The sequence below is a fragment of the Stagnihabitans sp. genome, assembly GCF_964946895.1.
Genome location: NZ_CBBQHX010000015.1, coordinates 31,125 through 44,743, shown reverse-complemented (window position 1 = coordinate 44,743; position 13,619 = coordinate 31,125). Strand labels below are relative to the sequence as shown.

Here is a 13,619-nt window from a genome sequence, read left to right as displayed (position 1 = left end):
ACCTGTACCGGCACCTCTATTCCCTATAATGCGCTGGCCTCCCCGCCATTGCGCACCCTGGAACCCTTGGGCCGACCGGCAGGCCATACAGAGAAAGACGCGATCTGTACAGCCTGATTCTGGCCCCGCGGCAGAATGGATCGGCACCGCTGCAAAAGGAGACCAACGCGGTGCCGAACCAACCGCCGCCCGCCGGCCCGCGTGCCTGGGCCGGATCTGCGCGCCATGGCCTGCCCGGCCCGGCCAAGAAAATCCCCGCCATGCTGCACTGCAGCTTGACCCTGCGGCGCAAGCGATTACCCTGCGACCAGCAACCACCAAGAGGCCCCCATGGCACAACGCCTTCACCTCGTTTTCGGCGGCGAACTCGTTTCGCCCGAAAAGAACGTGTTCAAAGATGTCTCGGCCATCCACATGGTCGGCATCTTCCCCGACTACGAGACCGCCTACCTTGCCTGGAAGGCCGAGGCGCAGCGCACCGTGGACAACGCCCACATGCGTTATTTCATCGCCAATCTGCACCGTTTGCGGCAAGAAACCAACAAGGGCTCCGAAGACAGCGAACCAATGGGGGCCTGACCCGCACAAGGCAGCCCCGGCCCATGGCCTATTCCATCGGACTGACCCTCTACAACCTCTCCGCCCGCCCGGTGGCCGAGCCGCAAAGCCCGCGTCCGGCGCGGCCAAGGGGCAGTCTTGTCTGGATCCAGTGTCCCGAAGGCGAAAGCCTTGGCACCATGCTGGAGCTGGCGCGCCGCCTGATCGAGGATGATGGGGTCAGCGTCCTTCTGACCCTGCCCGGCGACGCCACCGCGCCGCCGCTGACCGAGGCGATCGTCCAACCCGCGCCTCTCGACTTTCCGCGCTCGGTGCAAGACTTCCTCGACCACTGGAAACCCGATGTGGCGATCTTTGCCACGGCAGAACTGCGTCCGGCCCTGATCCATGAGGCCACCCTGCGGAAATTGCCGTTGCTGATGGTGGAAGCCCGAGTGCCGCACCTGATGCCCGGGCGCGAGGGGTGGTTTCCCGGCCTGATCAAGGCTGCATTGGCCGCGTTCCGCGCCATCCTTTGCGTCGATGACAGCGCCGCCCGTGCCCTGCGCAAGGCAGGCGCCGATGCCGAACACCTGCTGATCACTGGCCGGATGGAGGAGGGCAGCGCCGCCCTGCCCTATATCGAATCCGACCGTGCCGCCTTGGCGCGGCTTCTGGCCACCCGCCCGGTCTGGCTGGCCGCCGATGTGGCCGAGGCCGAAGAGCCTGCCATCATCGCCGCCCACCGCGAGGTGCTGAAACTCGCCCACCGCCTGCTTTTGATCCTTGTGCCACAAGACCCGGCCCGCGCCATCGCCCTGTCGCAGAAGATCGAGGCCGAAGAGGGCTGGCGCGTCGCCTGCCGCCGGTCCGATCAGGAACCGGATACGGAAACCGAGGTCTATGTGGTGGAAGGCGGGGTCGAATATGGCCTGTGGTACCGCCTGGCCCCGGTGACGTTTCTGGGCGGCAGTCTGGACGGCACCGGCTGTGTGCGCAACCCGATGGAGGCGGCCGCGATGGGTTCTGCCATCCTGTATGGTCCGCATTCGGGCGGTTACGGGGCGGCCTACGGGCGGCTTGGCGCCGCGCGTGCCGCCCGCATGGTGGGCTCGGGCGCCGATCTGGCGCTGGCCTTGGGGGATCTTCTGGCACCGGATCGGGCGGCCCGGCAGGCGCAATCGGCCTGGACCATCTCGTCCGACGGGGCCGAGGTGACCGCCCGGGTGATGGAGATGATCCGCGCTATTCTGGATGGGCGAGGCTGATGCGCGCGCCCGGCTTCTGGATGAATGCGCCCGAAAGCCCCGGTCTTGCCGCACGGCTCTTGACGCCGCTCGGCTGGGCCTATGGCGCGGCGACGGCCCGGCGCGTGGCGCGGCCGCCGCTTTATCGTGCCCCGGTGCCGGTGATCTGCATCGGCAACCTCAACGCCGGCGGCACCGGCAAGACCCCCACCGCCATCGCCCTGATCGAGCGGCTGACCGCGCAGGGCCGCAAGGTGGCTGTGGTCAGCCGCGGCTATGGCGGCAGCCTGCAAGGACCCCTGCAAGTCATCGAAGCGCGCCACACCGCCGATCAGGTCGGCGACGAACCGCTGCTGTTGTCGGCCTTCGCCCCGGTGTTTGTCGGGCGTGACCGCGCCGCCGCCGCCCGTCTGGCGGTGGAGTCCGGCGCGCAGATCCTGCTGATGGACGATGGCTTCCAAAACCCGGACCTTGCCAAGGACCTGTCCATTGTCGTCGTCGATGCGGCGCAGGGCTTCGGCAATGGCCTGTGCCTGCCCGCCGGCCCCCTGCGTGAACCGGTCAGCACCGGGCTGAAACGCGCCGATTTCGTGCTGTCGCTGGGGGATGCCGCGGCGCAGGCCGGGTTTGCAACCCGATGGCCCGCCCTGCCCGTGCCGCACCTGACCGGCAAGGTCGAACCGCTCGCCATGGGCATGCACTGGCAGGGCGCGCGCGTCATCGCCTTTGCCGGCATCGGCAACCCCGCCAAGTTCTTCGCCACCCTGCGCGGGGAAGGTGCCGAGGTGATCCGCGAAGTGGCGCTGCAGGATCACCAACCCCTGTCCGAGGCGCTGATCAAGCGGCTGGAACTGGAAGCCCTCGCCCGCGGCGCCCAGCTGGTGACAACCGAGAAAGACGCCGTCCGTATGCCGCGGCATTTCCGCGCTCAGGTTCTGTCGCTGGTGGTCCGCCTGCGCATCGCGGACTGGACTGCGCTGGATGCCAGCCTGTCAGGCCTGCTTGGCCAAGCTGGGCAAGTTGCGGGTGTTCCGGATTAAGAAAAGATGAACAAAAATTCGAAAATCATTACATTTCAGATAGATAACATCGATTGCACGCGTGCAATCGCTTGAAATTCACCCAATCTCGCCCATCACAGCCAGCGCCTCTTCGGCGGTCTCGACGATCGTGAACAGATCCAGATCCTCAGGATTGATCGTGCCCGCCTCTGCCAAAGCCTGCCAGTTGATGACCTTCTCCCAGAACGCCCGCCCGAACAGGATGAAGGGCACCGGTTTCATGCGCTTGGTCTGAATAAGGGTCAGCGCCTCGAACATCTCATCCAGCGTGCCGAACCCGCCCGGAAACACGACGATCGCCGCCGCCCGCATCAGGAAATGCATCTTCCGGATCGCAAAGTAATGGAAGTTGAACGACAGATCCGGCGTCACGTAAGGATTGGGCGCCTGTTCGTGCGGCAGCACGATGTTCAGCCCGATCGACTGCCCGCCCGCCTCCTCGGCCCCGCGATTGCCCGCCTCCATCACGCCGGGCCCGCCGCCAGTGCAGATCACCCACTCATGGCCATAGGCCTGCAGGCTGCGTTCCGTCACCGCATGGGCGAACTTGCGCGCCTCGTCATAATAGGGCGCCAAAGCCGCAAGGCCCGGGGTCTTGGCACCGGACGCCCGCTCGGGTGCAGGGATCCGCGCACCGCCGAACAGAACCACGGTCGACCGTATCCCCCGTTCATCCAGCACCAGCTGCGGCTTCAACAGTTCCAGCTGCAACCGCACCGGGCGCAATTCCTCGCGGGTCAGGAAATCGGTGTCGGCAAAGGCCAGCCGATACGAGGGCGACCGCGTCTGCGGCGTGTCGGGCAACCGATGGGCCGTCTGCACATCCTGAACAGAATCGCGAAACGGATGCGGGCGGTTGTCAGAGGTCATCGGGCTTTCCTTGCAACGGATTCCTCTACCTAGCCTGCGCCGGGCAGGTGCGAAAGACCCCCACGCGCCTTGCCGGCCCGCCCCTTTCCCTCATACTGTGCTTCAAGATGAGGAGAGCGCGGATGGACTGGCAGGCGGAAATCACCAAGGCAGCGGCACGCATTGCGCCCTTTGTGCGGATCACCCCGGTGATGCAGGCGGCCCTGCCCGGTGCCGGGACCATCGCCCTGAAGCTGGAGAACACCCAGCACACCGGCAGCTTCAAGGCGCGGGGGGCCTTCAACACGCTGATTGCCGGGCCGGTGCCTGCGGCTGGGGTGGTCGCGGCGTCGGGCGGGAACCATGGTGCGGCGGTGGCCTATGCGGCGCGGACGCTGGGCCATCCGGCGAAGATTTTCGTGCCCGAATACGCTGGCCCGGCCAAGATTGCCCTGATCCGCGCACAGGGCGCAGACTTGCAGGTCGTGCCCGGCGTTTATGCCGACGCAGCGGCGCTGGCCACGGCCTATGCGCAAGACACCGGCGCCATGCAGATCCACCCCTATGACGCTGTGCCGACCCTGTGCGGCCAAGGCACCCTGCTGAGAGAATGGGAGGCGCAGGGGTTGGACGCCGATACGGTGCTGATCGCCGTCGGCGGCGGCGGGCTGATTGGCGGCGCTTTGGCCTGGTTGGCCGGACGCCGCAAGGTGGTGGCGGTGGAGCCGGTTCTGGCCCCGACCCTTCACCGCGCTTTGGCAGAGGGTCCGGACAGCGTCGTGCAGGTTTCGGGCGTGGCAGCCAATGCCTTGGGGGCCAGCAAGATCGGGCGGATGTGCCATGACCTGGCCAAGGCGCAGGGCGTGACCTCGGTTCTGGTCACTGACGAAGCGATCACGGCGGCGCAAGCGCTGCTGTGGCGCAGCCTGCGACAGCTGGTGGAACCAGCGGGCGCGACGGCGTTGGCCGCCCTGACCTCGGGCGCCTATGTGCCGGAACCGGGGGAACGGGTGGCGGTGCTGATCTGTGGCGCCAATCCGGCGCCCGATCCGCTGGGGTAACGGGCGCCCCCCCGGGGGGAGTATTTGGCAAGGAGCAATTGGTGCACAGTGGCCAGTCTGAGGTAACCGCCGCGCAGGTGCGCGCCCTTCTGGCCGAACAGATGCCGGATCTGGCGGAGTTGCCCCTGAAGCGCGTGGGGCTGACCGGGACCGACAACGTGCTGTACCGCATTGGTCAGGGTCTGGTCGGGCGCTTTCCGCGCCTGCCGCGGGCCGAGGCGCAGATTTCCACCCAGGCGCAATGGTTGCCGCGGCTCGCCACCGCCCTGCCGCTTGCCGTTCCGCTGACCCAGCGCCTTGGCCTGCCCGCAGAGCGCTATCCCTTCCGCTGGACTGTGCTGCCTTGGCTGCCGGGCCATGCCGCCTTTGCCGGGCCGCTGGATCAGACTGAAGCTGCGCTGACGCTTGCCGGGTTTTTGCGGGTGCTGCAGGCTCAGCCGGAACCGGCAGGCGCGCCCCTGCGCGGCGCGGCGGATCGGCTGGAAACGCGATTTGCCAGTCTAGGCCAATACATCGGCCAGTTTCAGGGCGAGGCCGACCCGTTGCATCTGGCCAAGGTTGCGGGTGCGATGCGCAAGGTGCCGCCGCATGATGGCCCGCCTGTCTGGGTGCACGGTGACCTGCACCCGCTTAATCTGCTGGCCTCGCGGCGCCGCCTGACCGGGGTGATCGACTGGGGCGGGCTTGGTCTGGGCGACCCGGCGACTGACCTGATGATCGGCTGGACGCTGTTCGACACCCCGGCGCGGCAGGTGTTTCACGACGCGCTGCGGCCCTCACCCGAGGCTTGGGCGCGCGGCCGGGCGCTGGCCTTTGCCAAGGCGGTGGCCGCGATCCCCTACTATCGCCGGTCGAATCCCGGCTTTCGCGATGTCATGCTGCGCACTTTGGACCGGGTGCTGGACGATGTCGCTGCGCGATGATTGCAAGGCAGGCCCCATCCGTTTATAGCCGCCCAAACCCTTCAGCCGCAGGAGACCCCCATGTCCTACGCCGCCCTTGAGACCGCCATCGAAGCCGCCTGGGAGGGCCGTGACGGCATCAGCCCGGCCACCAAGGGCGAGACGCGTGACGCCATCGAGGCCACGCTGGAGGCGCTGGACAAGGGCAAGCTGCGCGTGGCCGAAAAGCGCGGGGGCGACTGGCATGTCAACCAATGGGCCAAGAAGGCCGTGCTTCTGTCCTTCCGCCTGACGGACATGTACGAGATTGCGGGCTCCAACGGCGGGTCGAACTGGTGGGACAAGGTGCCCTCCAAATGGCAGGGCTGGACGCCGGCAGATTGGAAGGCGGCGGGGTTCCGCGCGGTTCCGGGCTCCATCGTGCGCCGCTCGGCCTATATCGCCAAGGGGGTCGTGCTGATGCCATCCTTCGTCAATATTGGGGCCTTTGTCGATGAAGGGACCATGGTCGATGGCTGGGCCACGGTCGGGTCCTGCGCGCAGATCGGCAAGAACGTCCACCTGTCGGGCGGCGTCGGCATCGGTGGCGTGCTGGAACCGATGCAGGCCGGCCCCACGATCATCGAGGACGATTGCTTCATCGGGGCGCGGTCGGAAGTGGTCGAGGGCTGCATCATCCGCGAAGGCTCGGTCCTTGGGATGGGAGTCTTCATCGGCAAGTCCACCAAGATCGTCGACCGCGAGACCGGTGCCGTGATGTATGGCGAGGTCCCGGCCGGGTCGGTCGTGGTGGCAGGCTCGATGCCGTCGAAGGGCGGGATCAACCTGTATTGCGCGGTGATCGTCAAGAAGGTCGACGCGCAGACCCGCTCCAAGACCTCGATCAACGAGCTTCTGCGCGACTGATCCTCGGACGTTGGTCTGAGGGAATGCCATAAGATCAGGGACATGGGTCCGTATCAGGCCGGCTGCGCGCGTCTTAGGATGATGCGCAGACCCAACCAGCTTTGAATCGAGACCCAGCCATGAAGATCGTCCTTGCGGCCCTGACCCTGCTGTCACTGCCCCTCGTCGCCCTTGCATTGGCCGCGCAAGCCGCGACACTGCACCTGCAGGCCGACAAAGGCAGCGCGATTGAGCGCCGCGCCCATCATTGCAACACAGCTGCGCAGGGCCCGACACCCCGTTGCAGCGGTGTGTAAACCTGTCAGCGCGGCGCGGCGGCCAACAGTTGCGCCACCCTCGCATCAACCTCGGGCCGGGCGGGCAGGCCATAGGCGTCCGGACACACCTCAAGTTCGGGGAAAAGCTGGTACAACTCGGCCTGCGTCTCTTCGTCATGAGAGGCGAGTGTCTGCGGGCCGGGGTAATAGCTTTCGCTCCACAACCCTTCGGCATTGATGATCTCGTGCTGGTCAAATAGCAGGTGATAGTAGGTGACCGGGCAGCCCGAATGATCTTGCCGCAGCAAGCCGGCGCGCACCAGATGACCGGCCTTGACCAGAACCTCGCCCTCGCCGCAGTAGAGTTCGGCCTGCCAACCCGACATCAGCAGCCGATGCTGCGGCGACACCCGCAGCGCGCCATGGTCGCCAAAGGTCCCTGCCGGGATCGAGACCGCGGCATGCGCCCCTTGCGAGGCAATGGAACGGCTGCCCACCCAACGCAACGGCTGGCTGCCATGATCCAGCGTCAGGACATGATCGCCCACACGCAAAGCCTCAACCGCGATCTGTCCCTGGGCGGTGGCGATGCGGGCCCCAGCCACAAAACACGCGACATGGCCATGGACAAAGCCCACATCGGTCACGCCATGACCATTCTCCACCTCATAGGAAAAGGTCTGATCACCCGCATGTTCATGGCCATCGGTGACCAGCGTGATGGTGCCATCACCGTTGACGACCACCTCCGTCCCGTCCTGCAGCGTGACATGCGAGCCCTCGTGCACCGACACGCCATTGATCTTGGTGATGAACAGCCCGGTTTTTGAAGCGTCGGTGTCATTCTCGGTCAGGTTGATCGTGGTCTTGTCGTGATGGCCCAGGTCATATTTGTCATCGGCCGCCACGACTTCGGTCTGGACCGAATGCCCGGCGATCATCAGGTTGCTGTCATAGACCGCGTCACTGCCATCCGCGATGCCGATGCGGATGTCATTGACGGCGCCCGGTTTGACAGCAGCCTTGAGCGTGAGGGTGACCGTGAAGCCGTCCATTTCGGTGTTGTGGGCGCCATCGGCATTGTCGACGTAAAGCGGGCTGTTCGACCAGGCGTTGATGTTATTGATCGAAATGTCGCCGTCGCCGACCGTCAGATGGGCCTTTTCGCCATTCACCCAGACCCCGACGGCATCGTTGAAACCCGACCCGGCGTACTCCATGTATTCCTCGGACGAGAAGCTGACCTGCATGGTCAGCGTCTCGCCCATGGGCACAAACTTGGCCTCGAAGATCGCGCCGTCAAAGGTCTTGGTGCCCGCGATTTGGTTGAGCTGGGGGTCGCCGTCGACACCGTGCGTGTCGCTGGAGGTGCCGTCGAAATGATTGGCGTTGCCCTTGTCATTGGTGAAGTCGGCGGCGTGACCGGTCGAAAGAATGACGCCTTGGTCCGAGGGCGCGACCCCGGGCGCAATCTTGTCCGCCCCCGAATAGATGCCCGCCGACAGCGGATCGCCCTGATAGGAGGCGCCAAGGATCTTGATGCCGGAGCCGAAGATCTGCTCGGCCATCTTCATCGGATCAACGCCCGTTTCGACCGGAAGTTTGGCCGCCTCTACCATCGTCGCCCCCCACACGTTTGACCCCGACAAACTTTGCCCGGCAAAAGCTGAGATCGGGTTAAAGCGGCCGGGTTGACATTCCGCCCCTCAGGCTGTCCCTTCGCGGCCAAAGCAGGAGGCCTTGATGGACGACACCGAAGACACCGGCCCCGGCAAGGCCAAACGCCCGCAGCAGGTCTTTACCCTTCTGGTCGAAGTCGGCCGCAAGACTGGCGACGGTCTGCCCGACAGGGCCACTGGCGCCGGTCTGGTCATCTACGCCAGCGGCGTGGACGAGGCCGAGGCGGTGCGCGAAACGGTCGCGATCCTGAAGCAGGCCGATCTGGCCCCGCTTGACGTGTCGGGATACGGCACGCTGGACGAGCGCAGGGCCTCGGGCGACGAGATTGATCCGTCCGAACTGGAGCTGATGGAGCGCGCCTTGAAAGAGAACTCTGTCATCGTGGCGCAGATGACGCCCTTCTTTGACTGACCGCCGCCCGGCCGGCGCGGTTGCAACAAGCCGCGCTGCCCCGGAGGTCTGGACCCCGTGCCCAAGGAGCCCAAGATGCCGCAGGTAGACCCCGTCGCACTGACCGCCGCACTGATCCGTTGCCCTTCCGTCACGCCCGAGGAGGGCGGCACCATGGCCGTGCTGGAGGCTGTGCTGGGTGGTGCCGGGTTCGAGTGTCACCGGGTCGACCGCGGCGGAGTGGCCAACCTGTTCGCGCGCTGGGGTCGCAAGGGCGCCAACCGCAGCTTTGGCTTCAACGGCCATGTCGACGTGGTGCCGGTCGGCGACCTGTCGGCCTGGACGCAGGACCCGTTCGGCGCTGCGGTGGTGGACGGCTGGATGTATGGGCGCGGTGCCACGGACATGAAATCGGGTGTCGCGGCCTTTGCAGCGGCGGCAGTGGATTTCGTGCGGCAGGCCCCACCGGATGGCGCGGTGATCCTGACGATCACGGGCGACGAAGAGGGCCCCTCGGTCGATGGCACGGACGCTTTGCTGGACTGGATGGCAGCACGGGGTGAGAAGATGACCCATTGCCTGGTCGGAGAGCCAACCTGCCCCAATACCTTGGGCGATATGATGAAAATCGGGCGACGTGGTTCTTTGACGGCCTGGTTCACCGCGCAGGGCGTGCAGGGCCACTCGGCCTATCCGCACCGCGCCAAGAACCCGATAACCGCCCTTGTCAGGCTGATGACCCGGTTGGAGGCCGCGCCGCTGGACCATGGCACTGCGCATTTCGACGCCTCGACCCTTGCCATCACCACGATCGACTGCGGCAACCCAGCGACCAATGTGATCCCGGCCAAGGGCAATGCGACGGTCAACATTCGTTTCAACGATGCGCACTCGGGGCAAAGCGTCACCGATTGGCTCTCGGCCCATGCCCGCGCCGTGGAAGAGGAGACCGGGGTGAAGATTGGCCTGCGTGTCTCGATTTCGGGCGAAAGTTTTCTGACGGCACCGGGGCCTTTCACCGCACTGGTGGCAGGGGCCGTGACGGCCGAAACCGGGGTTGTGCCGGAACCCTCGACCTCGGGCGGAACCTCGGATGCGCGGTTTGTCAAGAACCATTGCCCGGTGGTCGAGTTTGGTCTGGTCGGCAAGACGATGCACCAGGTCGATGAACGGGTCGAAGTGGATCAGATCGTCAAGCTGAAGGCGATCTATTCCCGCATTCTGCGGGACTATTTCGCATGACGTTCGTGATCGGACAAACCCGCGACATCGGCCTGTGCCGTATGTTGCGCCGCGTGGTCTTCATGGAAGAACAGGGCGTCAGCGAGGCGGATGAACTGGATGACAAGGACGACGAAGCCGTTCATCTGCTCGCGTGGCAGGGCGATCTTGCCGTGGGGACCGCCCGTTTGCTGGTCGATGGCGAGATGGGCAAGATCGGCCGGGTCTGTGTTCTGCCGCAGGCCCGTGGTCTGGGCATTGGTGCCGGCCTGATCCGGGCGAGTGTCGCGCATTTTCGCCAGCGGGGTGACCTTGCCAAGGTCAAGCTGGGCGCCCAAACCCATGCGCTTGGCTTTTATGCGGCGCTTGGGTTTCATCCGGTGGGCGACGTCTACGATGACGCAGGCATCGCGCATCGCGACATGGTCCTGAGAATCGCAGCCGGGACCGAAGACTGACAGTCTGGTGGCTGTTCTGCTCGTTTGCCAGACGCCGTCGCAGTGTGGCCTGCCACCCGCAAGACCGGTTCCGGCGCCTGCTGGTTGCGCCGGGGCCAATGCCAAGTTGCGTTATGCAGACCGTGCGAAGGGTTCCCCAAAGCTCTCGATCGCCGCCCTGCGCATGGGCTGCGCACCCCCACGCGCCCGTTCCTTTCGCAGGGTGAATTGGCCGACAAGGGTATTCATCCCAACGGCTTCCTGATTCAGCGCCTGGGTGGCGGCCCCCGACTCCTCGACCATGGCGGCGTTGTGCTGGGTCACTTGATCCAGTTGCGCCACACCGATGTTGATTTCGTTCAGACCCTGCGCCTGTTCATAAGAGCCCGTCGCCATATTGGACACCAGCCGTGAGATTTGCGCGACCTGGGTCACCACATCCGACAGAGCCTTGCCCGCGCCATCGACCTGCTGCACGCCGCTGTGCACGTGTTGCGAACTAGCGCTGATCAACACTTTGATCTCTTTGGCCGCAAGCGAGGACCGCTGCGCCAGCGCCCGCACTTCCGAGGCGACGACGGCAAAACCTCGACCGGCATCCCCGGCCCGCGCCGCCTCGACACCGGCATTCAGGGCCAGAAGGTTGGTCTGGAAGGCGATGTCGTCAATCACCCCGATGATTTGCGAGATTTGGCTGGACGAGGATTCAATCTCGTTCATCGCCTTCACGGCGCCCTGCACAACCTTGCCACTCGCCTCGACATCATTGCGGGCGCGCATCACCACGGCTTCCACCTCTTTGGCATTTCCGGCGGCCGTGTTGACGCTGGCGGTCATTTCTTCCAGCGCGGCCGCCGTTTCCTCCAAGGTGGCGGCCTGCGTTTCTGTCCGTGCCGCGAGATCCTCGGAGGCCCGGCTGATTTCAGAGGAGCGCGCCCGGATGCTTTCGCTGGCCTCCACAAGCTGCAAGATCATCTGGCTCAGCTTTTCGACAGTTCCGTTGAAATCATGCCGCAAGGGTTCGTAGGCCTCGGCAAAGGTGTCCTCGATCGCTTCGGACAAATTGCCATCGGCAAGGTGGCGCAGCCCCTGGCCAAGCCGTTCGATCACATATTCGCCTTCCCGGCCCCGGGCCGTCTGTTCATCCATTGCTATCTTGACGCGCTCGGACACGCGATCGATATCGCGGGCGATCGCCCCGATGTCGTCGTCCCGGGTGATCGTTCCAATCCGGATGCCGAAATCGCCTTCGGCAACGTCGCGCAGGGCACTGCGCAACCGCTCAATCGGCTTGGAAATGCTGCGCGTGACGCTCCACGCACTGTAAAGCATCGCCGCCGTCGTGGCGAGCGACACGCCGATCAAGACCAGATCAAGGATCTTGTTCAGCCCGACGCCCGTAGCCGAGGTTGATTCGCCCAAAGTCTGGATCAGGTCCCCCAGCCGCCCCATCTGGCTTTCCAGCGCGTTGAATTTGGCCATGAAATCCGGCAGCGCCGCACGGCCAGCCGTCTCATCCGAAAAGGCCACCTGCGCCGTCTTGTCCCCTGTTGTCAGATAATCTTCCACCAGCGGGGTCATGGCCTTCAACTGGCCGCTCACCTCCATCGGCAGGTCCAATGCGCTCAACTTGCCGATTGAATCGCGAAAGACGCCGATGTCGTCCTGCAGTTTGGATTTGAGGGTGTCGCGATCCTCCGGCAGGCCATTCGGGCCGATCAGGATGGCGTGGATGACGTCGGCTTCGACACCTTCGTGCATCATGTCAGCCATCATCTCGTGGTGGATGGCGGCGGTGGCGATGATCTGACTTTCCAGACCGCCATCACTTTCCCAAAGGCCAAACAGCCCGACACCGGCTGTGATGACAACGGCGAGGATGGAAATCAGGCCAGTGGAGATAAGACGAACCTTGATCGGTAGCGTTCGGAACATGGCGGACCCTGATATTTTGAAGCCCCCGCAGGATCGGCCGCAATTCTTTAACAACCGGCAAAGCCGGATCGAAGAAGTCATTCGAATTTGGCCTATTCCGCGTTCGGGTCGGTCCTGAGCTTGGTTTCCCTCAGACCGATGCTGCGGCCAGATCGCGCAAGTCCTGATCGGACAGATCAAGGCTTGCCGCAGCCACAAGGTCGGAAACCTGCGCCACGCTGGTCGCAGAGGCGATCGGCCCGGTCAGCCCGGGCTGTGCCGCCACCCAAGCCAGCGCAACCTGTGCCGGCCGGACGCCGTGGCGTGCGGCCACCGCATCCAGCGCATCCAGGATGCGAAAGCCCCGCGGGGTCATGTAGCTGTCGAGACGCCCCTTGCGGGTCTTGGCTTGCGTGGCAGCGGGGCTGCGGTACAGGCCGGAAAGAAAGCCCGATGCCAGGCCGTAGTAGGGGATCACGCCCAGCCCCTCGGACCGGCACAGGTCCAGCATCGGGCCTTCCAGCGCCTTGCGGTCATACAGGTTGTATTCCGGCTGGATCGAGGAGTAACGCGGCAGACCTTCGCGATCCGCCGTCGCCAGTGCAGACTTCAGTTGCGCCACCGAGAAATTCGATGCCCCGATAGAACGAATCTTGCCCGCCTTGATCAGCCGGTCATACGCCGACAGCGTGTCTTCGTTCGGGGTCGAATCATCCGGGCGATGAGAGAAATAGTGGTCAATCGTCTCGACCCCAAGGCGTTTCAGACTGGCCTCGACGGCTTGCTGGATCCAGCGCGATGACAGGCCGATGGCGGGCAGGCCCGCGGCGTCCAACCCCATGTCGGAGCCGACCTTGGTGATCAGCACCACACTGTCCCGCTTGCCGGGACGGGCCTTCAGCCAGCGCCCGATGATGGTCTCGCTTTCGCCGCCCTGATGACCGGGCGCCCACCGCGAATAGACATCTGCGGTGTCGATGGCATTCAGTCCGGCATCGGTGGCGGCATCCAGCACGGCAAAGCTTGCCGCCTCATCCGCCGACCAGCCAAAGACGTTGCCGCCCAGAATAACAGGGGCGACGGAAAGCCCGGAGGGGCCAAGGGGACGGTGCTGCATCGGGGCTCCTGACACGATTCGGGCGTTAGCCGTCACCTTA

Annotated in this window: 14 protein-coding genes; 10 read left to right on the top strand and 4 right to left on the bottom strand. The window is 65.0% G+C overall.

Annotated elements, in window-relative coordinates; all coding sequences use genetic code 11:
- The first annotated feature begins 330 nt into the window (after window positions 1–330).
- Genes AC1Y2B_RS11700 through lpxK form a run of 3 tightly spaced genes read left to right on the top strand, consistent with a single transcriptional unit; the run spans window position 331 to window position 2,824 of the window.
- Window positions 331–579 (top strand): DUF4170 domain-containing protein, encoded by a 249-nt coding sequence (locus AC1Y2B_RS11700; protein WP_482253269.1) that lies wholly within the window; start codon window positions 331–333, stop codon window positions 577–579.
- Window positions 580–602: 23 nt separating this feature from the next.
- A complete protein-coding gene (locus tag AC1Y2B_RS11695) occupies window positions 603–1,805 on the top strand; it encodes a 3-deoxy-D-manno-octulosonic acid transferase (protein ID WP_482253268.1) in 1,203 nt (400 codons plus the stop codon).
- Window positions 1,805–2,824, top strand: coding sequence for a tetraacyldisaccharide 4'-kinase (lpxK, locus tag AC1Y2B_RS11690; protein ID WP_482253267.1), 1,020 nt, complete (start codon window positions 1,805–1,807; stop codon window positions 2,822–2,824). The genes AC1Y2B_RS11695 and lpxK overlap by 1 nt, the downstream gene beginning before the upstream one ends.
- 78 nt (window positions 2,825–2,902) lie before the next feature.
- Here the strand turns inward: lpxK and AC1Y2B_RS11685 are convergent, their stop codons facing one another.
- Entirely contained in the window at window positions 2,903–3,715 is an 813-nt protein-coding gene (locus tag AC1Y2B_RS11685) for an LOG family protein (RefSeq protein WP_482253266.1), read from the bottom strand.
- A gap of 122 nt (window positions 3,716–3,837) precedes the next feature.
- Between AC1Y2B_RS11685 and AC1Y2B_RS11680 the strand changes: the two genes are divergently transcribed.
- The 4 genes from AC1Y2B_RS11680 to AC1Y2B_RS11665 all read left to right on the top strand — a co-directional run bounded on the left by AC1Y2B_RS11680 (window position 3,838) and on the right by AC1Y2B_RS11665 (window position 6,859).
- On the top strand, window positions 3,838–4,755 hold the full coding sequence (locus tag AC1Y2B_RS11680) for a threonine/serine dehydratase (RefSeq protein WP_482253265.1): 918 nt from the start codon (window positions 3,838–3,840) through the stop codon (window positions 4,753–4,755).
- A 41-nt stretch (window positions 4,756–4,796) separates the two neighbouring features.
- Window positions 4,797–5,678, top strand: coding sequence for an aminoglycoside phosphotransferase family protein (locus tag AC1Y2B_RS11675; RefSeq protein WP_482253264.1), 882 nt, complete (start codon window positions 4,797–4,799; stop codon window positions 5,676–5,678).
- A gap of 60 nt (window positions 5,679–5,738) precedes the next feature.
- A complete protein-coding gene (dapD, locus tag AC1Y2B_RS11670; protein WP_482253263.1) occupies window positions 5,739–6,563 on the top strand; it encodes a 2,3,4,5-tetrahydropyridine-2,6-dicarboxylate N-succinyltransferase in 825 nt (274 codons plus the stop codon).
- 119 nt (window positions 6,564–6,682) lie between these two features.
- Window positions 6,683–6,859, top strand: a complete 177-nt coding sequence (locus AC1Y2B_RS11665; protein ID WP_482253262.1) for a hypothetical protein — start codon at window positions 6,683–6,685, stop codon at window positions 6,857–6,859.
- A gap of 5 nt (window positions 6,860–6,864) precedes the next feature.
- On the opposite strand, the gene AC1Y2B_RS11660 is transcribed toward AC1Y2B_RS11665, so the two are convergent.
- Window positions 6,865–8,439 (bottom strand): choice-of-anchor L domain-containing protein, encoded by a 1,575-nt coding sequence (locus tag AC1Y2B_RS11660; RefSeq protein WP_482253261.1) that lies wholly within the window; start codon window positions 8,437–8,439, stop codon window positions 6,865–6,867.
- 124 nt (window positions 8,440–8,563) lie between these two features.
- Here AC1Y2B_RS11660 and AC1Y2B_RS11655 point away from each other — a divergent pair, with 124 nt between their 5' ends.
- The 3 genes from AC1Y2B_RS11655 to AC1Y2B_RS11645 all read left to right on the top strand — a co-directional run bounded on the left by AC1Y2B_RS11655 (window position 8,564) and on the right by AC1Y2B_RS11645 (window position 10,569).
- Window positions 8,564–8,911 carry a hypothetical protein gene (locus AC1Y2B_RS11655; RefSeq protein ID WP_482253260.1) on the top strand — a complete coding sequence of 116 codons (348 nt, stop codon included), beginning with the start codon at window positions 8,564–8,566 and terminating at the stop codon, window positions 8,909–8,911.
- Window positions 8,912–8,986: 75 nt separating this feature from the next.
- Complete coding sequence (gene dapE / locus AC1Y2B_RS11650) at window positions 8,987–10,132, top strand: succinyl-diaminopimelate desuccinylase (protein WP_482253259.1); 1,146 nt, start codon at window positions 8,987–8,989, stop codon at window positions 10,130–10,132.
- Complete coding sequence (locus AC1Y2B_RS11645) at window positions 10,129–10,569, top strand: GNAT family N-acetyltransferase (protein ID WP_482253258.1); 441 nt, start codon at window positions 10,129–10,131, stop codon at window positions 10,567–10,569. The genes dapE and AC1Y2B_RS11645 overlap by 4 nt, the downstream gene beginning before the upstream one ends.
- A 111-nt stretch (window positions 10,570–10,680) precedes the next feature.
- On the opposite strand, the gene AC1Y2B_RS11640 is transcribed toward AC1Y2B_RS11645, so the two are convergent.
- On the bottom strand, window positions 10,681–12,483 hold the full coding sequence (locus AC1Y2B_RS11640) for a methyl-accepting chemotaxis protein (RefSeq protein WP_482253257.1): 1,803 nt from the start codon (window positions 12,481–12,483) through the stop codon (window positions 10,681–10,683).
- 130 nt (window positions 12,484–12,613) lie between these two features.
- A complete protein-coding gene (locus AC1Y2B_RS11635; protein ID WP_482253256.1) occupies window positions 12,614–13,579 on the bottom strand; it encodes an aldo/keto reductase in 966 nt (321 codons plus the stop codon).
- Window positions 13,580–13,619: the final 40 nt, after the last annotated feature.